We start from the raw sequence: 24,362 nt of genomic DNA, 5'->3' as shown, positions 1-24,362 counted from the left end.
TATTTAGAAATACTATATAAAGCGTCCCTGAAAAAATACTCAATGAAACTATTAGGAAAATTTCTAAGGCACAATAATAAGGCATGAGTCCGATACAATATCGAAACTCATGCCCCAAGCGTGCCTACTGAAATAACTATGTCTAACAACTTCAATAATCGACTTCTTTTTGTTGTTTTTTGGTAACTCTTTTCTAAAATAACTACATTCAATTTGTAATAATTATAGTAAAATTAAGTGTTTTCCTGCTTACGGACATACTCACGCTCAAACCAAGCCTTTAGTTGATGGTGTTCATTAGCACATTCACCATTCACAACTGCTTCAAGCATCGCCTGCAACGCTTCTTTTACCCATGGCCCACCTTTTATTCCGGACCATTTTAACAAATCCGTACCTTTTACAATAAGCTCCTGTTTACGTCTAATAGGAAGAGCTGTCTGTATTTCAAGTATACTTTGTTGTGGCATTTGAACATCAAGCTGTCTCAACTCCGCAAAATAACTAGCTGCCTCAAGTTCCTGTTGAGTATATAAAAAGTAATCCATTTTCGTCCAGCCATTTTTTAAAGCTTTTAAAGCTTCTAACACAGCTTTTACAAATGCCATCTCCTTATTCGATAAACGATAGTCACCTAGCACTTCTCGCCAATGATCACCCTGTAATACCGCGAAATATGCCCAGCCTAATAACTTGTCCTGCGTGTTAAATTTAGACCAGTCATGCGCTTGAAAAGTACCATTCAAATAATTCACTAAGTTACTTTCCTTCAGCTTTTTTATACCGTTAAAAACATCTTTCCCTACCCATAGCTTATCGAGCTCTGCCTTTATACGCTCTTTCGCAATCCAAGAAATATTATCAGCCTTGTCCTGCATTGCTTTCAAGGTTTCTGATTCAATTAGAAAACCGAGCTGTGCTGAAAAACGTATGGCTCGTAGCATTCGTAATGCATCTTCCGAAAAACGTTTCTGTGCATCACCAACAGCTCGAATGACACCAGCGTCAATATCTTGGCGTCCTCCATAAAAATCAACAAAAGAACCATCACGACGCATCGCTATGGCATTCATCGTAAAGTCTCGGCGCTGTAGATCTTCTTTTAATGAACGGACAAATTGCACTTCCTCGGGTCTACGGTGATCCGTATATTCACCATCTGTGCGATATGTCGTTACCTCCACCGATCCAGCTGGCACGATAACAAGTACCGTCCCATGCTGAATCCCTATATCAACTGTGCGATCAAAGATAGACTTTACTTCGTCTGGCATGGCATTTGTCGCAACATCTACATCGTGGGCAGGACGACCAAGTATAGCATCTCGTACTGCACCGCCGACGATCACTGCCTCAAAGCCTGCGCATTCTAGTTGTTCAATAACTGAATAGGCTGCTTGCCATTCTTTATTGTTTTGCATGATTTCTTTCAGCAACCTTTTCGTACAATTTTTCATATTGTTCTACAATTTTAGATGAATGGAATTTTTCATCAACAGCGCGGATAGCTGCTTCTCGGAAATGTTGTAATTTCTCTTCATCGTTCAATAGGTTTACGGCATACTCTTCCACTGCATCCGTATCACCTAATTCCACTATATAGCCATCTACCCCATGCTCAATGACTTCTGGAATACCGCCTACAGCCGATCCAATACAAGGTACACCACAAGCCATTGCTTCAAGTAAAACTAGCCCGAATGATTCCTGCTGTGATAGTAATAATTTAAGGTCACTTATCGCATACAATTCAGCTAAATTTTCTTGTTTGCCTAAAAATAAAACATCCTCCATATAAGGACTTTCCTTTACTTGATCCATTACACGATGCTTTTCTGGACCATCTCCTACAAGCAATAGCTTTGCCTTCATGTTCGCACGTATTTTCATAAAGGCGTCTATAATATGCGGAAGATTTTTAATTTTACGGAAGTTAGATACATGAATAATAACTTTTTCATCTTCCTTAATTCCAAACTGTTCTTTTAAGTTTCCTGGATTGCGTGGGAAGTATTCACGTTCATCAACAAAATTGTAAATCGTGTTAATCGGCTTTACTGTATCAATAAGCTCGTATGTTTGTTGCTTTAATGCCTCTGACACTGTCGTTACGATATCAGATTTGTCAATGCCATACTTAATTGCCTGTGAAAGAGTGGAATCCTGCCCAAGCACAGAAATATCTGTACCGTGTAACGTTGTGACAATCCCAATGTCACGACCACTCATTTCACGTGCCAAAACAGCACAGACAGCATGTGGTATTGCATAATGCACATGAAGCACATCTAGTTCTTCATCCTTAATCACGTCCGCCATTTTACTCGCTAATGCTATATCATATGGCGAATATTGAAATACTGAATAATTGCTAACTTCTACTTCATGGAAAAAGACGGTTGGATAAATTTTATTCAATCGAAATGGTACGCTTGAGGTGATGAAATGAATCTCGTGCCCTCTCTCTGCAAGCATTTTTCCTAATTCTGTTGCGATAACACCAGAGCCTCCAACTGTAGGATAACAGGTAATGCCAATTTTTAGCTTTTTCATTCGATTATCATCCTTTCTAAATCACGTCTTTTTTAATTTCGTCTTTCTTGAATCAGTCTCCAATCCACAAAGCCTTCTTGTAGGCCTTTTAGTAATATTTCTGCTGTTCCCATATTTGTAGCCAGTGGCACTTGGTAAACATCACAAAGACGAATAAGTGCAGAAACATCTGGCTCATGTGGTTGTGCTGTTAAAGGATCACGGAAAAAAATGACCATGTCCATATCATTATTGGCAATCATTGCGCCAATTTGTTGATCGCCACCGAGTGGGCCTGAACGAAAACGTGTTACCTCTAAGTCTGTAGCTTCCATAACACGCTGTCCTGTTGTACCTGTAGCAAACAACATATGCTCATTTAAAATATTTCGATAAGCAATAGCAAACTGTACTAAATTATCTTTTTTACGATCATGTGCAATTAATGCGATTTTCATAATGCTTCCATCCCAATCTTTAGATGATGTTTTCTAAACCATATACAAGTTGATCCATTTTCATAACCTCTTCTACGCAAAATGCTACACCAGACATAAAAGAATTACGGTTTAACGAATCATGACGAATTGTTAATAGCTGCCCATCTCCGCCAAATAACACTTGCTGGTGTGCCACTAAACCAGGTAAACGAACAGAGTGAATACGCATGCCATCAAATTCTCCACCTCTTGCACCTTCGATTGTTTCTTTTTCCTCTGGATGTCCTTGCATCTTTTGTGTTCGCACCTCTTGAATCAATTGTGCCGTTTTAACAGCTGTTCCTGATGGAGCATCCAGCTTTTGATCATGGTGCATTTCAATAATTTCAACATCAGGTAAATATTTTGCCGCTTCCTTAGCAAATTTCATCATAAGGATAGCCCCTATTGCAAAGTTTGGAGCAATAATACAGCCTAGCTCTTTTTCTTTAGCCATCGCTGATAATTCCACTAGTTGTTCATCTGTAAAGCCTGTTGTACCAATTACAGGTCGTACATTTAAATTCAAGGCCTCTTTAGTATGTTTGTATACTGCATGCGGGCTTGTTAAATCTACTAATACATCTGGTGCAGTCGCCTCTACAAGGTCAGACATATCTGTAAAGAATGGAGCCGTATAACTTGCGGGAAACATCTCCAAATCAGCTAATGTTTTTCCTACATCCTTATAATCTAGCACAGCTACTAATTCCATTTTGTCATGCTTCATGACCGTATGTACAGCCTCAGCCCCCATTTTTCCCCTAGGTCCTGCTATTGCTACACGAATTGACATTATTCTCCATCCTTTCTAGTCCAGCGATCTTTATCCCTTGTTTCAAATTTATGTATAACGCGTAAAAGTGCTTCATCTAATTTAATACCCTGCGCATTTGCAAAGCATACTAAAACAAAGAAGAAGTCACCTAATTCTTCTTCAATACTGTTCGCTTCCTCAGTACTCTTTTTCTTCTTTTGCCCGTAAACATCCTGCACCTCACGAGACAATTCACCAAGTTCCTCGGTTAGACGTGCCAGTAACTCAAACGGCGGGAAATAGCCTTCCTTAAATTGTCCTATATAATCATCTACACGCTGCTGTAAAGCTTGCATTGTCACTTGTTCAGTCATCTAAATCACACTCCTACTTACCATCGTATAAAATTTACACCATTGTTGTCAAAAACAATAAAATGTCAGATAATAGATAGCACTACTTCATTTGTTATGAACTTCAGGAGGTCATATGCTAAAACAGATCAAAATCAGCAATATTATCGCAATAATGCTCGGGGCTGCAATTTTTAGCTTCGGCTTCGTCCACTTCAACATGCAAAATCAACTAGGTGAAGGTGGCCTAAGTGGGATTACACTCATACTTTATTTTACTCTTGGCTGGGACCCTGCTTTAATGAATTTACTATTAAACATTCCTATGTTTATTATTGGTTATCGTTTACTTGGGAAAAAATCATTTATTTATACGCTTGTTGGCACTTTATCTGTTTCAGTTTTCCTAAAAGTTTTTCAAAAGTATCAATTTACTATTCATTTAGAGGACGATTTGTTACTTGTTGCTCTATTTGCAGGGGTTTTTGTTGGACTAGGGCTCGGTATCGTCTTTCGTTTCGGTGGTACAACTGGTGGTGTAGATATTTTGGCTCGCCTTGGGCATAAATATTTTGGCTGGAGTATGGGTAAAACGATGTTCATCTTTGACGCAATTGTCATTATCCTATCATGGCTAACATTTTTAGATGCACGCTCTATGATGTATACCCTTGTTGCGGTATTTGTTGGTGCGCGCGTCATTGATTTTGTTCAAGAAGGAGCATATGCTGCACGTGGAGCACTTATTATATCTGAAAAATCTAGCGCCATTGCTGAGATGATCGCATTACGAATGGAACGTGGTATTACTATACTTGAAGGTCATGGCCATTTTACTAAGCAACAAAAAGAAGTGATTTATTGTGTCATTGGCCGTAATGAGGTTGTCCGTTTAAAATCTATTGTCCATGAGGTTGATCCACACGCATTCGTATCTATTATAGAAGTACGAGATGTAGCAGGAGAAGGCTTCACGCTAGACGACGAAAAACAACCGCTTCACTAACATTAATAATCTGCCTGCTCTCCTCGAACTTTTTACTTTTTTATTGGAGGTAGGCTTTTTTACATAGTAAATAAATTAACGGATTAAAAAACTTGCCATAGTGATTTACCACTACAACAAGTTTTTTATTAGTCATCACTTCGCATATTTGTAAAGATTAATATTAAACGTAATAATTCTAATACAGCTACTGCTGCCGCGGCAACATATGTTAATGCTGCAGCACTTAACACTTTTCGTGCTGGGCGCTCTTCTTCATTTGTAATAATTCCTAGAGAATTCATTTGCACTAACGCACGCTTGGATGCATCAAACTCTACTGGTAACGTTACTAATTGGAAAACAACACCGGCAGCCAATAATACGATACCTAAAAGTAACATATTTGCACTACTTGCAAAAATACCAATCATGACAAATATCCAAGACATATTTGATGAAATATTTGCAACTGGCACTAGCTTACTACGTAATGTCAGCATTGAATAAGCTTCTTTATGCTGGATGGCATGGCCAACCTCGTGGGCAGCAACTGCAGCACCAGCAATACTCGCCTCGTAGAAGTTACTTTCTGATAAAGCAACTGTTTTTGTTGCTGGATTATAGTGATCAGACAACACACCTTGTGTTGGAACAACTCGTACATCATATAAACCGTTCGCATCTAAAATCGCACGCGCTACCTCTGCACCTGTTTGTCCCTTCATTGTTCGTTCTTTTGCAAACTTATTATACGTGCCCTTTACTTTCATCTGTGCGTAAAGTGGTAGTAGCATTATGATTGCAAAATAAACAATATACATACTTGTTGACAATTTTCTAACCCCTTTCTACTTGGATACTATAATTCTATAATCATTTACCTAATTCGGCAAATATTTGCGCCATCTAATTGAGAAGATGGCTAAAAAAATGCATGTAACTGATAACCAAAAAGTAAAATAGCCGATATAGCTCGTATAATCTGCTAAATCACGATACATCGGCATTTGACCAAAAACATAATCAATTACATCATTATGCAATGTCCATACCGCTGCTACAGCAATATGCCAATATGAAAAAACATATTTACCGAGATATAAAATTGCTTGGACAGCCATTGCAAAATGCGAGCCTACAAGCATCCAGCCTTGCCAACCTATAGATCCAGTTTCAAGCAGCGTCCAAATATTCATTACATCAGCCCAGATTCCATATTTCACTAGTGTTATAAGTGCTAGCACTTCCATTAGTGGCCATTTTTTTCCCAAAATCCATGCTAACAATACAAAGCAAAAGAATAGGCTGGCTGTCGGGCTATCTGGCACAAAAATATAAAAAATGGGCTTCGTGATGGCAAGCTGCCCTCCATACCAATAATAACCGTAAATAGTGCCTAATAGATTGATAATAAGTAATAGGATTAAAAATGATTTATGTGTAAGGAGAAACCAAATATTTGCACGTGTAATTTGCATCATTAAAACTCCTTTATCTTCTGTCTTTACTAAGATGCCTTTTTTATTTGTTATTATGTATAAACTAGTCTTTAATTTGCCACATACCATCGATAATGAATATCGGCAATATTTTCTTGCCAAAATCCTTAACGAATATACATAGCTTACATTTTAACCAATGTCATCCTTAACTTTTGTTGATGAGCTTTTTCTAACATTCCGTTTAAAGAGTATTATACGGTTAGTACTACATAAATTTCCGGGACTGCCCAGCCACTTTTGAATATTTTAAATTTATCCTAATAAATATTATAGAACTAAAGAACATTTTTGTGGGAACTTTTTTGAAGTGGTAACAGTCACATTATTATACTAGAAGAAAAAAAGAGCCAGTTTCCTGACTCTTTTAAACTATACTTATTTATCTTCTTTTAAGCTCGCAACAAATTCAGCGATTTGCTTCGCTTCTTCATCGGTACCTTTGAATACACCAGCTGGCATTTTGCCTCGACCATTATGGATAATATCTTCAACTTCTTCAGCTGTTAGTGTATTACCAAGTAACTTTGGAGCAGCAGGGCCACCTTTTAAGTCAGCCGCATGACAGCCGATACAAGATTGAGCTGCGTCACTTGTTTCACCAGTCCAAATTTTATAACCTGGAAGTGATTCATCAATAGTAACTTTAACTTCTGTTTGGATTGCGCCCATTGCTTTTTGAGCTTCCCAGTCATGATTAGCAACTGCTTCCCATGTTAAGTAAAACATAGCTGCCAGAGTCAATAACATAAACGCTGTTGGTAACGGACGTTTAGATGGACGACGTTCTGGACTTTTATCTAAAAATGGCATTAATAATAGCGCTCCAAATGCAAGACCTGGAATTACAACTGTTCCAATAACATTATATGGACCTGAAGCATATGTGTATTTTAATAATTGATACAAGAATAAGAAGTACCAGTCCGGTAATGGAATGTACGCTCTTGTCGGATCAGCTGGTCCTTCAAGTGGTGATGGATGTGCAACTGTTAATATTAAATAAGCAATTAAAAATACAGCACCAACCATCCATTCTTTTAGTAAGAAGTTCGGCCAGAAAGCTTCCGTCTTACCTGGATATTCGGAATAATCCTTTGGAACGTTCGGCATTCTGTGATTCGCTTTAATACGAGAATCACCAACAAATTTCATTCCTTTTCCGCGATGCATTATGTCCCCTCCTTTAAAAAATCATCGAACCGTCAAGAACTATTACAACGGCCCTGAAATTCCTTGACGACGAATCATGATAAAGTGTGCTGCAAGTAATGCAAACAATACTGCAGGTAAGAAGAATACATGAATCGCAAAGAATCGTGTTAACGTTTGAGCACCAAGAATAGTTGAGTCACCCGCTAATAAGATTTTAATCCATTCACCGATAAACGGTACGGATGCAGCAATTTGGATACCTACTTTTGTAGCGAATAATGCTTTCATATCCCAAGGTAATAAGTATCCTGTAAAACCAAGACCCATCATTACACCGAAAATACCTACACCAACCATCCAGTTTAATTCACGAGGTTTCTTATAAGAACCTGTAAAGAATACACGAAGTGTATGTAAGAACATCATAACGATTACTAATGAAGCTCCCCAATGGTGCATACCGCGTACGATTTCACCAAATGCTACTTCGTTTTGTAAATAATAAACTGATTTCCAAGCATTCACTACGTCTGGTACATAGTACATTGTTAAGAACATACCTGATAGAATTTGAATTACCGTGATGAAGAAAGTTAATCCACCGAAACAGTAAACGAATGCTGAAAAATGATGTGCAGGGTTCACGTGCTCTGGCACTTCGTGGTCGGCAATATCACGCCAAATCGGTGTAATATCTAAGCGCTCATCGACCCAATCATAAATTTTATTTAGCACTGTTTTGTACCCCCCTTACTTAACTAGAGTATTTGGATGAATTGGCCCAAGCGATAAGTAACCATCATCTTCTTTAATTTCATATTCATCCAATGGACCTAATGGTGGTGTTCCTTTTACGTTATTACCATTCTTCTCATAGCGTCCACCATGACAAGAACAGAAGAATTGATCTGGGTGTGTTGAATCTGATCCCCAGTCCACCATACATCCTAAATGCTTACAAACAGGAGATAATGCAACGATTTGATCGCCTTGTTTGAAAACCCACGCTACGTTTGTTACGTCTGATTTGTACCATGCATCAACTTGTTCAAATGTTAAGTCAACTTTAACAGGTTTGTCAGTAATATCAGCGATTTTATGCTCTGTTTTTACAAAGTTACCACCAGCATGACTTTGAAGTACTGGGTCAATCGCAAAACGAAGCATTGGCATCAGCATACCTGCCGCCATAAAACCACCTACACCAGTTAGTGTATAGCTTAGGAATTGACGACGTGAAACTCGATTATTACTCATTTTTTTCCCCCCTCTAACTTAAAGGTCAGTCCAACGGACATTCATTTACAAATAGTAATACTAGGACATATCTATGATATATCAACTCCATAGCTTGGTCAATATAGCATTCTGTGGAAAGCTGGAGAATGTGAACAATTATTGAAACTAATTGTTAAATCTGTGTCCATTTGGTCGAAAACATCGGGATCACTTGTCGCAATTGATCTTCGAGAATGGAGTTTTTCACGCCTTTATCCATGCTTTCTAACGGAATAGCTGGTAGCCAAATAACATTTACTTCATCTCCAATATTTGTCCAAAAATGGTCACAAGTAATGAAGAACACATGCTTAAAACCAGCATTATGTAATTGTGCCTCTAATTGCTTCGGCATATTTTCGTTTTTTAATGTTGCACTAGACGTAAATGGTGGCATCAGTACTAAACGACCTTTAAACTGTTGTTCGATAAAAGATGTAAGCGATAACAAAAAATCTACCTCTGTACCGCTCTGTTTCATTTTTTCAGGAGTTAAATCGACCGTTACGAGTGGAACAATTGCTGTATCGATAAATTCCTTCTGTGCCATAAACAATGTCACATCACTTGCATTAAAATACATTTCACAAACCTCCTTTTGTTGCATAAATCAATGTGCCTTGGCGTAATTTCGTCCGAATTTTGAATTGTCCGTGCACAATTCAAAAGCCGTGAAATCCGCCGTGGCTTTATCGTCATGCAGTAGGGTTTGGTACCCCACTGCATAACAATAAAAAATGCCCTTTTCCACTCTTCAATAGGATAGCCAATAAAAAGTGAAAACAATCATTCACTTGTTATGTTATCATATTGAGGTAGATAAAGGACATTCCATTTTTACTTATAACTAACGTAAATTAGCCGTTTCCTTTAAAGCTTGTAACAAATTAGACAATTCATAAAAGCGCTCTTCATTTCCCTGATCGAGGGCTTCATCAATTTGCGCGAGTAATTTTTCTTCTTGGAATACGAGTAAGCTGTTGGAAAGCAGCTCTTCTGCCAGTAAGCGATCTTTTTCACTAACAATCAGTGCTTCTGGCATATAAGGGTTTTCTTCAAGAACTGCTAAGTATTGTGCACTTGGTGGTACATTTGGAAAATTCAATTGTATATACATATCTTCATGTTCGTGTAAACGTAAATCATGGAAGGATTTCTCAGCATCTGCTGTCATTACATTGCCTTTGTAAAAACGAAACGGCACTCCTGTTGAATCGACCGTTGACATAACCATTGCTCTAGGGCAATAGTGAGCTTCTTCAACAAATCGAATTCGTTTTAATAACTCATCATTACTTAATAAGTAATTCAAAATCCATACACACTCACGACGTTTCAATTGATAATTTTTTAAAAACCATCTAACAAATGCTTTTTTATCGACAACTGATACAGAAGCAGTCATACCCACTCCCTCCTTTACTCAAATTCTAAGGTTTCTAACTTCTCTTGCCACTCCAGTTCACCCGGCTGAATAGTTATTAATTGACCGAGCACTTCTTTAGCTTCTGAACGTTTTCCTTCCTCTAATAAGAAATAAACATACTTTTCTAAAAATGCTGCGTCTTCCTTAAAATCATTATATGCCAAACGGTAAAATTCGTATGCACGGTCGTACAATTCTAAATTTTCATATGCAACCGCAGCAAATGGGTATAAGGTGCTCCATTCAAAATCATTTTTTTGCAACGTTTCAAATAATTCTATTACATCCTCATGACGCTCTTGCTGTGCCAACACGGAGATTAATGCTAATACTGCCTCCATGTATTCAGGATCTAAGGCAATGGCTTCACGTAGATGCTGCTCGCCCTCAGCTGGCAAACCAGTTTTTAAAGCCATTTTACCGGCGAATAAGAATAAGGATTTATCGTATTCGTCACGCTTTAATCCTTCCAGAATGGCGGCGTATGCTTTTTTATTGTCCTCTGTCATGGCATAGCTCTCAGCTAGCAATAAATAGGCTGAAAAATAATCAGGGTCTAATTCTTTTAATTCCTCTAATTGTTTAATGGCCATTTCATATTTTTGTGATTGAAAGGCTGAATACGCTGCACCAAATAAAACATCTGGCTTCACTTCATCTTCCAGTGCTTTTAAATAGTAATCTAAGGCCGTTTCATAGGCAGCTCCTGCACGATACACCTCAGCAAGCCGTTCAGTAAGACTAACCCCAGCAAATTCAACTTGTTGTTCATACAATTCTTCATATAGTCTCGCAGCCTCTAAGAAGCGACCAGTTTCAAATAAAAGCTCTGCTTTAGCAAATTGTAATAATGGCTCATCTGGTAATATAGATAGTGCCTCATTGATGCGCATTTCTGCTACTTCAAACAATCCTTGCATTTGATAATAATCCGCTAATACTAATAAAGCCTGAGGATATTCTGGAGCTGTCTCCTCTACTTCTAATAAAAAATCTAACGCTTCATCTTCATCGCCAAGTTCCATTAAGACGTTTGCACGATCAATTTTCAACTGTGCCTCTTCTGGGAATAAAAATTGTAAATGCTCCAGTACACGATCAGCTTCCTTCATATATCCATACTGCATAAAAATTTCAGCTAGCGCATAAATGTCCTCTGGTAGCTCTTTCGTTAAAAATGTTTCAAGTAGCTGTTCAATTAATGCTAAGTCCCCTTGTTCAAGTGCTTGCATCATTTCAGTCATCGCATTGTTCACAGTCATTCACCTATTCTTTCATTAATACCTTTATGCTACAAAACATTTTCTCTCGAAACAAGAAAAAACTCCCCAAAAGACTTGGAGAGTCAAATATCAATTTCGCCTTGGCGTAATTGTAGCTGACGCTTTGCTTTCGCTACAGATAAATTGCCACAGAACGTGACAATACCTTTAGAGGTGGAATCTTCTACTGAATGAAGATATGACATTACTTTACTTCCTCTACATGCTCGAAAAACGAGGGATAAGAAACAGCAATACATTCTGCGTCATCTAAAGTTACATCCCCATCTGTTATTAGTGCTGCAACAGCACCCATCATTCCGATACGATGATCACCATAGGTTTTAAGGCTAGCACCACGTAATGGAGTTGGTCCTTCAATAATCATTCCATCCTCAGTAGCTTCAATATTAGCACCTAGTTTTTTCAATTCATCCACAACAGCCGTTATCCGGTCTGTTTCCTTCACTTTTAACTCCTCGGCATCCTTAATAATAGTTTTACCGTTTGCTTGCGTTGCTAACAATGCCAAGATCGGGATTTCATCGATAAGACGAGGAATAATATCTCCCTCAATTGTAGTGCCTCTTAATGTTGACGTTTCAATTATAATTGTTGCCGTTGGCTCTGATTGGCTATCTTCATTTGGCATAAGTGTTAAAGATGCGCCCATATTATGAAGCACTTCAATGATACCATCCCGTGTTGGATTAATTCCGACATTTTCTAGCGTTATTTTACTATCCTCACAGATGGCTCCTGCTACTAAGAAAAAGGCCGCAGATGAAATATCACCTGGCACAGACACATGTGTCCCTGTTAAAGTTTGTCCTCCTTTTAATGAAATAACACCATCCACTTCCTCAACCTGTGCACCAAACTGACGTAGCATTCTCTCCGTATGGTCTCGAGATACTTCCATTTCTCGTACAATTGTAGTACCTTCAGCACGTAAACCAGCAAGTAAAACAGCTGACTTCACCTGTGCACTTGCAACAGGCATATGGTAATCAATAGCTTGTAAGGCTGTACCTTGAATGGCTAATGGCGTATATTGTCCATTTGCCCTTCCAGTAATGTGTGCACCCATTTGACGTAACGGATCAATAACACGGCGCATCGGTCGCTTTCCTATGGACGCATCCCCTGTCATTACTGAATGTACAGTAGATCCAGCTAGAATCCCTAGCATTAAGCGTGTCGTTGTACCAGAATTTCCTGTGTATAGTACCTCTGTAGGTTCTTGCCACCCCTCTATACCAGGGCTGTCGATAGATACATTTGTTCCTTCTACGTCAATTTTCACACCGAGCTTGCGGAAGCAATCAATTGTACTTAAACAATCCTCACCTAATAAAAAGCCTTCAACTGTTGTTTTACCCGTTGCAATGGCTCCAAACATAACGGAGCGATGTGAGATAGATTTATCACCTGGAATCGTTAAAGTCCCTTGTAAGGAAGGTTTATCATATTGTAATACTTTTTCACTCATCGTTTTCTTCCCTCCAATATGAAGATAGAAAGCGCCGTAATGCCGACGCTTTCTGTTACATAGGCATTTCCTAGGTACCTATGAAATATATGTTTCATAATTAGCACGCTTTTGTATACACGCTGCCGCACGTTCACGGTCACTTTCACTTTGTAAGCTAATAACAAGAATCCCGAAAACGTCTTCTCGTGACTCAACGATACGTAAATTTGTAATACTAATCGCTTCGTCTGCAAGTAAGCCTGTCACCTCAGAAATAACCCCCGGATAGTCAGGAACATCAACATATAAATCAAATGATGTGAACATTGCTCCTGCACTAATCGGTAATTCATCTCTTAGCTCTTTAGCAACAGCAAAGTATGTTTCTATGTCATCCGAGCTACCATTAAAAAGCAGCTCCTTCACACGACTCATTTCCTTTTCCCAGCCTTCTAGCTGTGCAATTAGCTCTTCTCGATTTTGTAATGTAATATCTCGCCATAAAATTGGATTGGACGAGGCAATACGCGTTACATCACGGAAACCACCTGCCGCAAGTGAGCGTGTCATCGGATATTCCCCGTTTTCTCCGCCCAATTGATGCACAAGAGAAGCAGCAATGACATGCGGAAAATGACTAACTACAGCTGTCATATGATCATGCTCACGAGCAGATACACTAACAACCTTTGCATGTGTAAATTTTAAGAGACTTTCAAGCTGTGCCATATTGACAATTTCTTCACCGGCGAGCGGTGTTAGCATATAATACGCATTTTCAAAAAGGTGAGCCTTTGCAGCTAAAACACCGCTTTTATGTGAGCCTGCCATTGGATGTCCTCCAATAAAGGTAATGCCTAACTCACGTAGTTCCCCAGCCTTTTGCATAATTTTCTTTTTTGTACTCCCTGTATCTGTTACGATGACTTTATTTTTTAACGGCCATGTTTTTAATTGTTCCATCCATTCAAGCGTTGCGTTGACAGGAGTTCCAAAAATGATGACATCCACGTCGGCCACCACTTCTTTTGGATCTGTCACAATATCATGAACAATATTTAATGTTTTCGCATGTTCGCGAGTTTTCGCATCCATATCATAGCCAATAATCTTTGTTTCTGGTGCCTTTTGCAATGCCAATGCAATCGAGCCTCCAATTAGGCCAAGCCCAATAACAAGCACGTTGCGTATCATGCAAAAACTCCTTGCTCTTTTAGGACGTTTTCAAGGTGACGTAACAACGCTGAATTTTGATCCTCAGTTCCGATTGTCACGCGGATAAACCCAGATAATCCTAACGCATTTCCACTGCGGACTATAAAACCTCGTTTCATTAGCTCATTGAAAACAACATCACTATCAGTATTTGTATTAAAGAAAATAAAGTTCGTATCAGAAGGGAAGTATTTTAAATTATGTTTCTCACAGAATTCAATATATTGTTTTTTACCTTTTTCATTTGCTTCACGGCAAGCATTTATATATTCTTGATCACTTAAAGCGATGGCCGCAACTGCTTGACTTAAAATTGTATTATTAAATGGTGCTCTTACTGGATCAAGCTTTGCAATTACTTCTGGTTGCCCAATTGCATAACCAACTCGGAAAGAAGCAAGACCGTATGCCTTTGAGAATGTACGCATTAATAGTACATTTGGAAACTCTTCTATTAAAGGTAGAGTATCTTTGTGACCATGATGCGTTACGTATTCGATATATGCCTCATCTAAAACTACTAGCACATCATTTGGAACCTTAGCTAAAAATGCTCGCAACTCAATATCAGGTATCACTACACCTGTTGGATTATTTGGGCTACAAACCCAAACGATCGATGTATTATCATCAATTGCTTCTGCCATTGCATCTAGATCATGGGCACCTTCAATACATGGAACTTTACGTATCTCTGCGCCTTCTATTTCAGCATTGTGCCAGTATTGGGAGAAGGATGGGTATGCCATCACTGTATTTACACCTGGATACAACAATGCACGAGTTATAATTGCAATGATATCGTCAGAGCCGTTACCAAAAAGAAGCTGTGTTTCCTTGACACCTAGATGATTTGCAACAGCTGTACGTAAATTTTGCGCATAGCCGTCTGGATAGATTGCATGATTTACTGAATTATTTTGTAAATAAGCAGTTACCTTAGGTGAGCACCCAAATGGGTTTTCATTAGATGCTAATTTTACGACTTCTTGTAAGCCATATTCACGTTGTACTTCTTCAATTGGTTTGCCAGGCTTATACGCTTGCATACCGTCCAATTGTTGTTTCCATTTCATCTTAAACATCTCCTCTATTATTTAGCTTGGGCTAAATCTGGTCTTAATTTCACTGCATCATTGAGATACAAGTGTTTTACATCCTTTTGTGCTACTTCCACATTTGCATGGATTAATACACGAATACAAAGTGGTAATGCGTTTGGCACGTCCATTTCATGCGTACACATGACAGGTACATATTGCCACCCATCCATTAACCGTACAGCACGTGCCGGAAATGCTGACGTAATATCAGGTGTTGTAGATATTAATATAGAAGCAATATCATCTATTTCCACATTATTGGCTGCTACTACTTCACGCACTAATCTTGCTGTCTCATTCCATACAAGGTCTGGCTTGTCAGATTCAATTGTAATTGCTCCTCTAAGTCCACGAATCATACAAGCACCTCCGCTAATAGTTGTCGGAATTCGGCATCTACTTCTCTACACTCCGCTAAATCAATTGGTTGTATGAATGGTTTACCAATTTTCTCCAACAACACAAATTGTAAAATACCATACTCCGCTTTTTTATCTTTCATTAAATACTCTGTTAACTGTTCAAAGGAATATTCTTTTACAGCTTCAAATGGATAGCCATTCTTCACTGCAAACTGCAAAAATGCTGTAGTGAAGTTACGATCTAATTCACCGTATCGTTCACTTAATAATAAACAATATACGAGACCAATCATGACCGCCTCGCCATGTGCTACTTTTCCATAACCAGCGGCCGCTTCAATGGCATGCCCATAAGTATGGCCTAGGTTTAAAAATTTTCGCACGGATTGCTCAGTCTCGTCCTCTGCTACTATTTGCGCCTTCACTTCAATGCCTTTTCTAAGCTGCTTCGCTAATTCTTCGGTCGTGAAATGCATAACTGTCTCTGCAGCCATTAAATCCTCTAACCACGCTGCATTAGAAATCATCGCATGCTTGATCACTTCTGCTGTTCCTGAACGTACCTCGCGCTCAGGTAAGCTTTCGATAAAGACAGTATCGTAAATAACTCCCTCAGGTTGATAAAACGCACCAATCATATTCTTTCCTAGCGGATGGTTAATAGCTGTTTTACCACCTACTGCTGAGTCATGTGCCAAAATCGTCGTTGGGATTTGAATAAACGGCACCCCACGCATATAAGTAGCTGCAACAAAGCCTGTTAAATCACCTACAGCTCCCCCACCGAATGCAAAAACAAATGATTTACGCGAGCATTTTTGTTCAAGTAAAAATGTTTGCGCTGCATTGTATTGTTCAAAGGTTTTACATGCCTCACCACCCGGTAAGACAAAGACCTCAAAATGATAAGGGAAATTAGCCTTGAAATAATCTCCTTGCGCTGCCCACACATTAGCATCCGTAAAAACAATGAGCTTATCCGCTTTTTGAAGCTTATCATCAAATGCTTTTACAGCTTCTACTAAAAAATTATGACCAAGAACAACCTCATATTGATGCGATTTCGTCGCTACTGGTACTCGCATATTAGAACCCCTTTGTATAACGACGGTGTTCGTCGATTTGAGCTTTTAGTTGAGGTAATTGATCGCTATGGAATTGTTCCAAAATTGCATTCGCTATTTCCCAGGCAATAACATGCTCAGCAACAACTGATGCTGCAGGTACTGCACAGCTATCAGAGCGCTCTACACTTGCTTTAAATGGCTCTTTCGTTTCAATATCTACACTTTGCAACGGTTTATATAAAGTAGGAATTGGTTTCATAACGCCACGTACGACAATTGGCATTCCAGTAGACATTCCCCCTTCTAAACCACCAAGTCGGTTGGTTGCACGTGTATAGCCTTCTCCTTCTGACCAAATGATTTCATCATGTACTTCAGAGCCTTTACGGCGCGCCATTTCAAAGCCAATTCCAAATTCAACACCTTTAAATGCATTGATAGATAACATGGCAGCTGCTAATTTTGCATCTAGCTTACGGTCATAATGAACGTATGAACCGACACCTGCTGGCATTCCTTCAACGATGACTTCAACAACACCACCAATTGAGTCACCCGCTTTTTTCGCTTCATCAATTGCCTCCACCATTTTTGCCGAAGCCTCTGGATCAACGCAATAGCAAGGATCTGCTTCAACAATGGCACGAATTTCATCTGCAGATTTCCCTTCCACTCCGGAAGTATCTGCCTTAATACCAACGATTTCTGTTACATGTGCCACAATGGAAATGCCTAATTCATTTAATAGCGCTTTAGCAACAGAACCTACTGCTACACGAACAGTTGTCTCACGCGCTGAAGAACGCTCTAGTACATTACGTAGATCACGGTGTCCGTATTTCATGCCTCCTACTAAATCTGCATGCCCTGGTCGAGGACGTGAAATTTGACGTTTGATATCTTCAGGATTCACATCTTCTGCTAACGGTTCTGCTCCCATAATTTTTGTCCAGTGCTTCCAGTCATCATTTGTGACGACGAGTGCTACGGGAGAACCAAGTGTTTGTCCATGACGAACACCAGCGACCACTTCCACTGTATCTGTTTCGATTTGCATACGGCGGCCGCGTCCATGTCCTCCTTGACGACGTTTTAAATCGTGGTTAATTTTTTCTGCTGTAATTGGTAAGAGCGACGGTAGGCCCTCAATAATTGTTGTTAATTGGGGTCCATGTGACTCTCCCGCTGTTAAGTAACGCATAAACGCTTTCTCCCTTCAACTCGCTAAAGTATGTATTTTTCACTATAACATATATTCTCTAAAAAAACAGTCCTTTTGCAAATGTCTTTTAACACTCATTTTAATTATTCGCAAATTCCGAATCATTGAAAGGTCCTCCTATTGTTTACGACGTTACTTTAGATTGCAATGTTAAATTTGAATATTCTGAACGATTTATTTGAAAAAAATTTCTTCATCTCCACTAATTATTAATCTTCAATCAGTTAATTTGTAGTTGGAGTCTTACTGCCCGAGATGCGGCGTGATAACTAAAAAAATACGCTTTTTGCTTATATCAAGCGAAAAGCGCACGATTTATATCTATGTCTAAAGCTTCGGAAATATGTACATGACATTCATATTGTCTCTGTACGAATGCTTTTCTTATATTATTAACTATTTTCGTTTGTAAAAGAATGTATCTTCGACTTCAAACTCATAACGAGATGGATTAAAGATTTGCTCTGTTGATCCAACAAATAAAATTCCATCTTTACGCAATGCTTTACTAAAATTCGTATAAATCTGATCTTTCGCTTCTTCAGTAAAATAAATCATCACGTTGCGGCAAACAATTAAATCATAATTAGCATCGTAATGATCATTAAGCAAATTATGCTTCTTAAAAGTCACACAACGTTTAATCTCATCTTTGACCCTATAAAAGGAACCTTCTTGCTCAAAATATTTGGCTTTAATATCACTCGGCACTTCTGCTAATGAGCGCTCTGGGTAGACACCTAATTTCGCCTTTTGAATTACATTTTCATCTAAATCAGTAGCAATGATTTGAATTTGAGATAATGGCACTAATTGAGATAATACCATGACTAAAGAATAGGGTTCTTCACCCGTTGAACAAGCAGCACTCCAAATTCTCAGACGCTTATTAGATTGCAGTAATTTCGGAAATATTTTTTTCTGCAACACTTCCCAGCGCTTCCCATTGCGATAAAATTCAGAAACATTGATCGTCATACGATCTAAAAACTCATTCATTAAATTACGATCTTGTTCAAGTGCCTTTAGAAAATCCATAAAATTACGATATCCCTTTTTTTCATATAGGGATGTTAATCGTCTTTTCATTTGCGCTTCTTTATATAACGCTAAATCTATTCCTGTTTTGCGCTTTATACCTTCTATAAATTGTTCATAATCAGACATGCGGTCTTCTTCCCCTCTAGCTTCGTATTTCCATTATAGCGGAAAAGTGCCATTCCTGAAATAGTCTTTCACATGAAATCCAAGTTACTTAGTTGAGTTTTGTTTTTCCTCTAACAATAACACTTTGGATTGCTCTAATTCTAGACGTAATTTTTCTGTCTCCAACGTATACGTTTCTAATCTTAGCTTCTCTAGCTCTACTTCCTTTTCAATAGCCTTCAATTTAATTTTTTGTTTTTTTGTATGTGTATCTGTAAAAATACCTGCTAAACAAATAACTACTCCTGCAATAATCCCCATCTCTGCTATCAATACGTCCACACCCTTTCATTAATAAAGATTATACGGCAAAACGGAAAGAATAGTTTCATTTTTCTTTTTATTCTTTCATTAATTCAGCTAAAATATTCTCTTTACCGTTCGTTAAACGTAGCTAGATCTCGGCATAATTGCGTAAGGAATAGACTTTGTGATAGTACAAAGCCGAACCCCGCGTTATGGGTATAAGCCTATATATTTACGTAAAAAATGAAGGTAGTTAGTCACCACCTTCATTTTTTATAGTTTCCTAAACCTCTATTCGATAATCCCTTAATTCTTCTCGTAATTTCACCTTCATGAATTTTCCTACAGAAGTTTTCGGTATTTCATTTAAAAATACTACATCATCAGGGATCCATGTTTTATGGAATTGCGATCGTAAATCTTCTAGTAGCTCGGATTTCGTAATGGAATCCTTATATTCGGGCTTTGGTACAACACACGCTAAAGGTCGTTCAATCCATTTTTCGTGGGGAATGGCTATAACAGCAGCCTCAAACACTTTAGGATGGGACATCAAAGTATTTTCAAGCTCTACTGAAGAAATCCATTCTCCACCGCTTTTAATTAAATCTTTTGTACGATCTGTAATTTTAATATAACCATCTGCTGTCACTACAGCAATATCACCAGTGTAAAGCCAGCCATCTTTAAAGGCTTCCTTTGTTCGTTCATCGTTATAATACTCGGCTGCAATCCACGGGCCCCTAATTGTCAATTCGCCCATTGTTTTGCCATCCCAAGGGACTTCACCGTTTTCATTGACTACGCGTGTTTCAATAAGCGGTACTGTTATTCCTTGTGTAATACGAACATCCATTTTTTCATCCATCGTATAATCTTGCATATGTGTTAAATACATCGATATACTAACAAGCGGCGATGTCTCGGTCATACCGTAGCCCGTCATGTAAGGAATTTTAAGCTCCTCCTCAAAGCCACGAGTTAGACCGAGCGGCGATGCTGAGCCTCCGCATACAATCAACCGTATCGAAGACAAATCACGAGGATTTTTGCGTTGCTCCTGCAATACCCCAAGCCAAATTGTCGGTACTCCTGCAGTCAGTGTTACCTTATAAGTTTCAATTAAATCAAGTAATAGCTGTGGTGTAAACATTGGCCCTGGTAGTACCTGGGTAGCACCAAATAATACACCAGCAAACGGAAATCCCCATGCATTTGCATGAAACATCGGTACGACAGGTAATAAAACATCAGCCTCGCCTATTGCAATACTATCGGAGAGTCCTGCTGCCATAGTATGGAGGACAATACTACGATGCGTATACACTACACCCTTTGGCATTCCTGTAGTGGCACTTGTGTAGCACATGCCAGCAGGTGTATTTTCATCTAAATCATCTGGAAATCTAAAATTCTCATTTGCTTCTTCGAGTAATGCCTCATAAGATAGAGCATTTGGTAATGGGATGTTATCAAGCACAACTTCATCTCCCATTACGATAAAATACTTTACCGATTTAAGCTGTGAGACAATCGGTGCAAGAAGTGGAACTAAGTTATCATCAATTAGTAATATTTCATCTTCTGCATGGTTAATAACATAAGCAATATGCTCAGGGGCTAATCGAATATTTATCATATGCAAGACAGCCCCCGCACACGGGACTGCAAAATATGCTTCTAAATGACGGTGGTGATTCCAAGCAAAGGTACCTACTTTCATACCTCTCTTCATTCCTAGCTTTGTAAGGGCATCTGCTAGCTTACGAGTTCGTTTTACATAGTCTTTATATGTAAACTCGTGAATTAATGTAGAGCCTGTCCGCGAATATATTTTTTTCGCATGAAAAAATCGTTCTGCTCGATCCAAAAAACTTGTTAATAATAAAGGTGTATCCATCATATGCATAGTAACGCTCCCCTTTGTTTATATAAATTTTTGAATCGTCCAAGGCTGACTGCTACTACCAATAATTACATATAAAAGGATCATCACCAAAACGTGTGGTTGATTTTCGTTTCGGCTGGGCGCTTTTTTGCTGACGCGTAGGGCACAGCTACCTGGGGGCGTCCGATGAGCCTCTAATCCCCAAGGAGTCGACCAGCCCCCACTCAACTTATTTCACCCTCAACTCTTGGTGTGAACCATATAAAACAAGTCATTTTTTCGCTCGCTGCCGCAGGACAAATACCTTTTAACTTTCTGTACTTCCCAAATGCGTAAACACAGGAGACTTTGCTCATTCTCATTTCCGTGAACAGCCTAGCTTATTCAGTTTGAGGCGAGCACCTTGAAATCCCCCCCTATTTTGGCTGCATACGAATCGCGCCGTCCAAGCGGATAACTTCGCCATTTAATAAACCATTTTTGATAATACTTTCGACTAATAGCGCGTATTCTGATGGCTTCCCAAGTCGTTTAGGGAACGGTGTCATTTGGGCAAGTGCTGTTCTTGCTGGCTCTGGTAACGATGCAAACATTGGTGTCTCTACTAACCCTGGAGCAATAGTCATAACACGCACCCCAATTTCAGCAAGCTCCCTAGCAATCGGCAAGGTCATCGCTGCCACACCACCCTTTGACGCACTATATGCTGCTTGTCCTATTTGTCCATCAAATGCTGCCACAGATGCCGTATTAATAATAACGCCTCGCTGACCATCCTCATTTGGTTCATTATGTTGCATCTTCTCAGCTGCTAGGCGAATAACATTGAAAGTACCAATTAAATTTACAGAAATCACTTTTTCGAATAAATCAAGGGCATGTACACCACGCTTTGAAAGTACTTTACTTGCATCAGCAATTCCAGCACAATTCACTGTGACATTAATGGCCCCAAACTTTGCAACTGCTTGCTCAAGACCTGCCGCTACATCAGCTTCTTTTGTGACATTTACACGTGCATATTGGACATTCTCCCCTAGCTCCTCTACTAGTGCCTGTCCTCGCTCGGCATTAAGATCAAAAATTACTGCTTTACCACCCTCCGCAACAATTTTACGAACCGTCGCCTCTCCTAAACCAGATGCTCCCCCTGTTACAACTGCTATTACGTCATTCATCAAACACAACCCCTTTTACATTTTTTCAATAATAGTGGCATTCGCCATTCCCATACCTTCACAAATTGCTAGTAAGCCATAACGTAAATTTTCTCGTTCCATTCTGTATAGCATCGTTGTTAACAGTTTTGTACCTGATGCTCCTAATGGATGCCCTAAGGCAATAGCTCCTCCATCTGGATTTAATTTATTTGGATCTGCGCCAATTTCATGTAACCAAACAAGTGGTACTGGCGCAAAAGCCTCATTCACTTCATACGTATCCATTTCCTCTATCGTAAGACCTGAACGTTTTAGCACTTGTCTAGTTGCTTCAATTGGACCAGTTAGCATTAACGTCGGATCTGAGCCAACAACAACTCTTGAAACAATTTTAGCAAGCGGTTGGATGCCAAGCTCTTGTGCCTTTTCTAAAGACATTATAACTACCGCTGAGGCACCATCACTCATTTGACTGGCATTACCAGCTGTAATCACACCATCTTCCTGGAATACTGTTTTAAGCCCATTCAATTTATCAACTGTCGTTTCTGCCCGAGGACCCTCATCAACAGAAAACGTTGTAACTGCGCCGTCTTCTTGCGTAACTTGGACAGGCAGTATTTCCTTTTTAAAATGGCCCGCCTCAATTGCAGCTAATGCTCGTCTATGACTATTGTAAGCATAGTTATTTAGCTGTTCTTTTGTTAAGTTCCATTTTTCCGCTATTTTCTCAGCTGATAACCCTTGATGTATAATTGTGTAGTTGTCTTGTAATCGTTTACCTGTATGGGCACCCTTCATGTTAGAACCCATCGACACCCTCGTCATGCTTTCAACCCCACCAGCAATAACAATATCCATATCCCCTGCTAAAATAGCCTGTGCTGCGAAATGTACAGCCTGCTGACTTGAGCCACATTGACGATCGATTGTCACACCTGGGACACTATCCGGAAAGCCTGCCATTAATAATGCAGTACGCGCTATATTTGCGCCCTGTTCAGCAGTTTGCGTTACACAGCCAAAGATTACATCCTCCACCTGATCCTTATTGATATCTGCTCGTTGTACTACTTCCTGCAGAACATCTGCAGCTAAGTCGTCTGCTCGAACATTGCTTAATGCCCCTTTACTTCTCCCAACTGCTGTACGAACAGCTGATACAATCACAACTTCTCTCATAAAAAAATCCCCTTTGTACTGTCATCTCTCATTTCCTATCATCCAATGTATTTAGATGCTATGAAATATATTCTTGATTATTAAGCTAATCAATTATGCCGAGGCATAATTGGAAGACACTTTGCTTTCGCTACTGAAAATACTTGCCGCTGTCGTGCAGATAAACAAGGCGTTCGGAATCGGCTTGTGCTTAGGCCTACAGATGTTTTTTGTGCGAAAGCGCAGCGGCATAAGAGCCTACACGATGTCGGTCATTTTGGTAATATCACAGGACGTGGCGTTTTTACCGATGCATGTCAGTTAGCCGTTATCGCATGAGTGTGATATTTTTGACTAATAGAACTTTATTTTTCCTTTCCGATTCCAAGACATCTACCTTAATTATCAGAATATTATATCTTTTATTTTACATGACTAAGAATTATTTAACAATTCTATATATGTATCTAGAAAATTCTATCCATTGTTTTAGGAGATCCGGCACCCTTTTAGAGCAAAAAAAAGCAAT

General features: G+C 39.1%; 26 protein-coding genes. 1 reads left to right on the top strand and 25 read right to left on the bottom strand.

From position 1 onward, the window contains the following. Positions 1-233: 233 nt before the first annotated feature. The 5 genes from PVA17_RS10765 to PVA17_RS10745 are packed head-to-tail and all read right to left on the bottom strand — an operon-like array spanning position 234 to position 4,142. A complete protein-coding gene (locus PVA17_RS10765) occupies positions 234-1,421 on the bottom strand; it encodes a CCA tRNA nucleotidyltransferase (RefSeq protein ID WP_132359212.1) in 1,188 nt (395 codons plus the stop codon). Further along, the gene (gene bshA, locus PVA17_RS10760; protein WP_132359214.1) at positions 1,408-2,553 is read right to left on the bottom strand and encodes an N-acetyl-alpha-D-glucosaminyl L-malate synthase BshA; all 1,146 of its coding nucleotides are present in this window, start codon (positions 2,551-2,553) and stop codon (positions 1,408-1,410) included. The genes PVA17_RS10765 and bshA overlap by 14 nt, the downstream gene beginning before the upstream one ends. 32 nt (positions 2,554-2,585) lie before the next feature. Beyond that, positions 2,586-2,990 (bottom strand): methylglyoxal synthase, encoded by a 405-nt coding sequence (mgsA, locus tag PVA17_RS10755; protein ID WP_132359216.1) that lies wholly within the window; start codon positions 2,988-2,990, stop codon positions 2,586-2,588. Positions 2,991-3,009: 19 nt separating this feature from the next. Then, positions 3,010-3,807: a 4-hydroxy-tetrahydrodipicolinate reductase gene (gene dapB / locus PVA17_RS10750; RefSeq protein WP_274067685.1), complete on the bottom strand. Its 798-nt coding sequence runs from the start codon at positions 3,805-3,807 to the stop codon at positions 3,010-3,012. Further along, on the bottom strand, positions 3,807-4,142 hold the full coding sequence (locus PVA17_RS10745; protein ID WP_132359220.1) for a nucleotide pyrophosphohydrolase: 336 nt from the start codon (positions 4,140-4,142) through the stop codon (positions 3,807-3,809). Before PVA17_RS10745 ends, dapB begins: the two co-directional genes overlap by 1 nt. Positions 4,143-4,257: 115 nt before the next feature. Between PVA17_RS10745 and PVA17_RS10740 the strand changes: the two genes are divergently transcribed. After that, entirely contained in the window at positions 4,258-5,127 is an 870-nt protein-coding gene (locus tag PVA17_RS10740; protein ID WP_274067684.1) for a YitT family protein, read from the top strand. A gap of 128 nt (positions 5,128-5,255) precedes the next feature. On the opposite strand, the gene PVA17_RS10735 is transcribed toward PVA17_RS10740, so the two are convergent. The 20 genes from PVA17_RS10735 to PVA17_RS10640 all read right to left on the bottom strand — a co-directional run bounded on the left by PVA17_RS10735 (position 5,256) and on the right by PVA17_RS10640 (position 23,854). Then, positions 5,256-5,930, bottom strand: coding sequence for a zinc metallopeptidase (locus tag PVA17_RS10735; RefSeq protein WP_132359457.1), 675 nt, complete (start codon positions 5,928-5,930; stop codon positions 5,256-5,258). 60 nt (positions 5,931-5,990) lie between these two features. Further along, positions 5,991-6,587 carry a lipoprotein heptaprenylglyceryl N-acetyltransferase LhaT gene (gene lhaT / locus PVA17_RS10730; RefSeq protein WP_274067686.1) on the bottom strand — a complete coding sequence of 199 codons (597 nt, stop codon included), beginning with the start codon at positions 6,585-6,587 and terminating at the stop codon, positions 5,991-5,993. A gap of 399 nt (positions 6,588-6,986) precedes the next feature. Continuing rightward, positions 6,987-7,781: a menaquinol-cytochrome c reductase cytochrome b/c subunit gene (locus PVA17_RS10725; RefSeq protein WP_274067683.1), complete on the bottom strand. Its 795-nt coding sequence runs from the start codon at positions 7,779-7,781 to the stop codon at positions 6,987-6,989. A gap of 42 nt (positions 7,782-7,823) precedes the next feature. Beyond that, complete coding sequence (qcrB, locus tag PVA17_RS10720; protein ID WP_053482547.1) at positions 7,824-8,498, bottom strand: menaquinol-cytochrome c reductase cytochrome b subunit; 675 nt, start codon at positions 8,496-8,498, stop codon at positions 7,824-7,826. A gap of 15 nt (positions 8,499-8,513) precedes the next feature. After that, positions 8,514-9,020 (bottom strand): Rieske (2Fe-2S) protein, encoded by a 507-nt coding sequence (locus PVA17_RS10715; RefSeq protein ID WP_274067682.1) that lies wholly within the window; start codon positions 9,018-9,020, stop codon positions 8,514-8,516. 154 nt (positions 9,021-9,174) lie between these two features. Next, positions 9,175-9,624, bottom strand: coding sequence for a DUF2487 family protein (locus PVA17_RS10710; RefSeq protein ID WP_274067681.1), 450 nt, complete (start codon positions 9,622-9,624; stop codon positions 9,175-9,177). A gap of 264 nt (positions 9,625-9,888) precedes the next feature. Next, on the bottom strand, positions 9,889-10,446 hold the full coding sequence (locus PVA17_RS10705) for a ReoY family proteolytic degradation factor (protein ID WP_132359230.1): 558 nt from the start codon (positions 10,444-10,446) through the stop codon (positions 9,889-9,891). Positions 10,447-10,460: 14 nt separating this feature from the next. Further along, a complete protein-coding gene (locus PVA17_RS10700; protein ID WP_274067680.1) occupies positions 10,461-11,729 on the bottom strand; it encodes a tetratricopeptide repeat protein in 1,269 nt (422 codons plus the stop codon). 83 nt (positions 11,730-11,812) lie between these two features. After that, complete coding sequence (locus tag PVA17_RS10695) at positions 11,813-11,935, bottom strand: hypothetical protein (protein ID WP_274067679.1); 123 nt, start codon at positions 11,933-11,935, stop codon at positions 11,813-11,815. Next, positions 11,935-13,221 (bottom strand): 3-phosphoshikimate 1-carboxyvinyltransferase, encoded by a 1,287-nt coding sequence (gene aroA, locus PVA17_RS10690; RefSeq protein ID WP_274067678.1) that lies wholly within the window; start codon positions 13,219-13,221, stop codon positions 11,935-11,937. Before aroA ends, PVA17_RS10695 begins: the two co-directional genes overlap by 1 nt. A 78-nt stretch (positions 13,222-13,299) precedes the next feature. Beyond that, the gene (locus PVA17_RS10685) at positions 13,300-14,397 is read right to left on the bottom strand and encodes a prephenate dehydrogenase (RefSeq protein WP_132359236.1); all 1,098 of its coding nucleotides are present in this window, start codon (positions 14,395-14,397) and stop codon (positions 13,300-13,302) included. After that, positions 14,394-15,494 (bottom strand): histidinol-phosphate transaminase, encoded by a 1,101-nt coding sequence (gene hisC, locus PVA17_RS10680; RefSeq protein ID WP_274067677.1) that lies wholly within the window; start codon positions 15,492-15,494, stop codon positions 14,394-14,396. Before hisC ends, PVA17_RS10685 begins: the two co-directional genes overlap by 4 nt. A gap of 17 nt (positions 15,495-15,511) precedes the next feature. Further along, on the bottom strand, positions 15,512-15,880 hold the full coding sequence (gene aroH, locus PVA17_RS10675) for a chorismate mutase (RefSeq protein WP_132359240.1): 369 nt from the start codon (positions 15,878-15,880) through the stop codon (positions 15,512-15,514). After that, positions 15,877-16,968, bottom strand: coding sequence for a 3-dehydroquinate synthase (aroB, locus tag PVA17_RS10670; RefSeq protein ID WP_132359242.1), 1,092 nt, complete (start codon positions 16,966-16,968; stop codon positions 15,877-15,879). The genes aroH and aroB overlap by 4 nt, the downstream gene beginning before the upstream one ends. Before the next feature lies 1 nt (position 16,969). Beyond that, the gene (aroC, locus tag PVA17_RS10665) at positions 16,970-18,151 is read right to left on the bottom strand and encodes a chorismate synthase (protein WP_274067676.1); all 1,182 of its coding nucleotides are present in this window, start codon (positions 18,149-18,151) and stop codon (positions 16,970-16,972) included. Positions 18,152-18,568: 417 nt separating this feature from the next. Further along, complete coding sequence (locus PVA17_RS10660; protein WP_132359246.1) at positions 18,569-19,339, bottom strand: CheR family methyltransferase; 771 nt, start codon at positions 19,337-19,339, stop codon at positions 18,569-18,571. Positions 19,340-19,423: 84 nt separating this feature from the next. After that, entirely contained in the window at positions 19,424-19,639 is a 216-nt protein-coding gene (locus PVA17_RS10655; protein ID WP_132359462.1) for a hypothetical protein, read from the bottom strand. Positions 19,640-19,907: 268 nt separating this feature from the next. Beyond that, positions 19,908-21,533 (bottom strand): long-chain fatty acid--CoA ligase, encoded by a 1,626-nt coding sequence (locus PVA17_RS10650; RefSeq protein WP_274067675.1) that lies wholly within the window; start codon positions 21,531-21,533, stop codon positions 19,908-19,910. Between the two features lie 395 nt (positions 21,534-21,928). Beyond that, positions 21,929-22,690 carry a 3-hydroxyacyl-CoA dehydrogenase gene (locus PVA17_RS10645; protein ID WP_132359250.1) on the bottom strand — a complete coding sequence of 254 codons (762 nt, stop codon included), beginning with the start codon at positions 22,688-22,690 and terminating at the stop codon, positions 21,929-21,931. A 15-nt stretch (positions 22,691-22,705) separates the two neighbouring features. Then, positions 22,706-23,854, bottom strand: a complete 1,149-nt coding sequence (locus tag PVA17_RS10640; protein ID WP_274067674.1) for a thiolase family protein — start codon at positions 23,852-23,854, stop codon at positions 22,706-22,708. Between the last annotated feature and the right edge of the window lie 508 nt (positions 23,855-24,362).

Source organism: Lysinibacillus sp. CNPSo 3705, from assembly GCF_028674935.1.
Classification (GTDB): Bacteria; Bacillota; Bacilli; order Bacillales_A; family Planococcaceae; genus Lysinibacillus.
The sequence above is the reverse complement of the archived record's forward strand: the minus strand, read 5'-3'. Positions and strand labels throughout refer to the sequence as shown.

Coding starts and splice junctions, on each gene's coding strand:
- PVA17_RS10740 (WP_274067684.1), top strand. CDS start 4,258: ATGCTAAAACAGATCAAAATCAGCAATATTATCGCAATAATGCTCGGG.
- PVA17_RS10710 (WP_274067681.1), bottom strand. CDS start 9,624: ATGTATTTTAATGCAAGTGATGTGACATTGTTTATGGCACAGAAGGAA.
- PVA17_RS10705 (WP_132359230.1), bottom strand. CDS start 10,446: ATGACTGCTTCTGTATCAGTTGTCGATAAAAAAGCATTTGTTAGATGG.
- hisC (WP_274067677.1), bottom strand. CDS start 15,494: ATGAAATGGAAACAACAATTGGACGGTATGCAAGCGTATAAGCCTGGC.
- dapB (WP_274067685.1), bottom strand. CDS start 3,807: ATGTCAATTCGTGTAGCAATAGCAGGACCTAGGGGAAAAATGGGGGCT.
- lhaT (WP_274067686.1), bottom strand. CDS start 6,587: ATGCAAATTACACGTGCAAATATTTGGTTTCTCCTTACACATAAATCA.
- PVA17_RS10640 (WP_274067674.1), bottom strand. CDS start 23,854: ATGAGAGAAGTTGTGATTGTATCAGCTGTTCGTACAGCAGTTGGGAGA.
- PVA17_RS10650 (WP_274067675.1), bottom strand. CDS start 21,533: ATGCATATGATGGATACACCTTTATTATTAACAAGTTTTTTGGATCGA.
- bshA (WP_132359214.1), bottom strand. CDS start 2,553: ATGAAAAAGCTAAAAATTGGCATTACCTGTTATCCTACAGTTGGAGGC.
- PVA17_RS10695 (WP_274067679.1), bottom strand. CDS start 11,935: ATGTCATATCTTCATTCAGTAGAAGATTCCACCTCTAAAGGTATTGTC.
- PVA17_RS10700 (WP_274067680.1), bottom strand. CDS start 11,729: ATGACTGTGAACAATGCGATGACTGAAATGATGCAAGCACTTGAACAA.
- PVA17_RS10735 (WP_132359457.1), bottom strand. CDS start 5,930: ATGTATATTGTTTATTTTGCAATCATAATGCTACTACCACTTTACGCA.
- PVA17_RS10765 (WP_132359212.1), bottom strand. CDS start 1,421: ATGCAAAACAATAAAGAATGGCAAGCAGCCTATTCAGTTATTGAACAA.
- aroB (WP_132359242.1), bottom strand. CDS start 16,968: ATGCGAGTACCAGTAGCGACGAAATCGCATCAATATGAGGTTGTTCTT.
- PVA17_RS10655 (WP_132359462.1), bottom strand. CDS start 19,639: ATGGGGATTATTGCAGGAGTAGTTATTTGTTTAGCAGGTATTTTTACA.
- PVA17_RS10645 (WP_132359250.1), bottom strand. CDS start 22,690: ATGAATGACGTAATAGCAGTTGTAACAGGGGGAGCATCTGGTTTAGGA.
- PVA17_RS10685 (WP_132359236.1), bottom strand. CDS start 14,397: ATGATACGCAACGTGCTTGTTATTGGGCTTGGCCTAATTGGAGGCTCG.
- PVA17_RS10745 (WP_132359220.1), bottom strand. CDS start 4,142: ATGACTGAACAAGTGACAATGCAAGCTTTACAGCAGCGTGTAGATGAT.
- aroC (WP_274067676.1), bottom strand. CDS start 18,151: ATGCGTTACTTAACAGCGGGAGAGTCACATGGACCCCAATTAACAACA.
- mgsA (WP_132359216.1), bottom strand. CDS start 2,990: ATGAAAATCGCATTAATTGCACATGATCGTAAAAAAGATAATTTAGTA.
- PVA17_RS10660 (WP_132359246.1), bottom strand. CDS start 19,339: ATGTCTGATTATGAACAATTTATAGAAGGTATAAAGCGCAAAACAGGA.
- PVA17_RS10715 (WP_274067682.1), bottom strand. CDS start 9,020: ATGAGTAATAATCGAGTTTCACGTCGTCAATTCCTAAGCTATACACTA.
- aroA (WP_274067678.1), bottom strand. CDS start 13,221: ATGAGTGAAAAAGTATTACAATATGATAAACCTTCCTTACAAGGGACT.
- aroH (WP_132359240.1), bottom strand. CDS start 15,880: ATGATTCGTGGACTTAGAGGAGCAATTACAATTGAATCTGACAAGCCA.
- PVA17_RS10725 (WP_274067683.1), bottom strand. CDS start 7,781: ATGCATCGCGGAAAAGGAATGAAATTTGTTGGTGATTCTCGTATTAAA.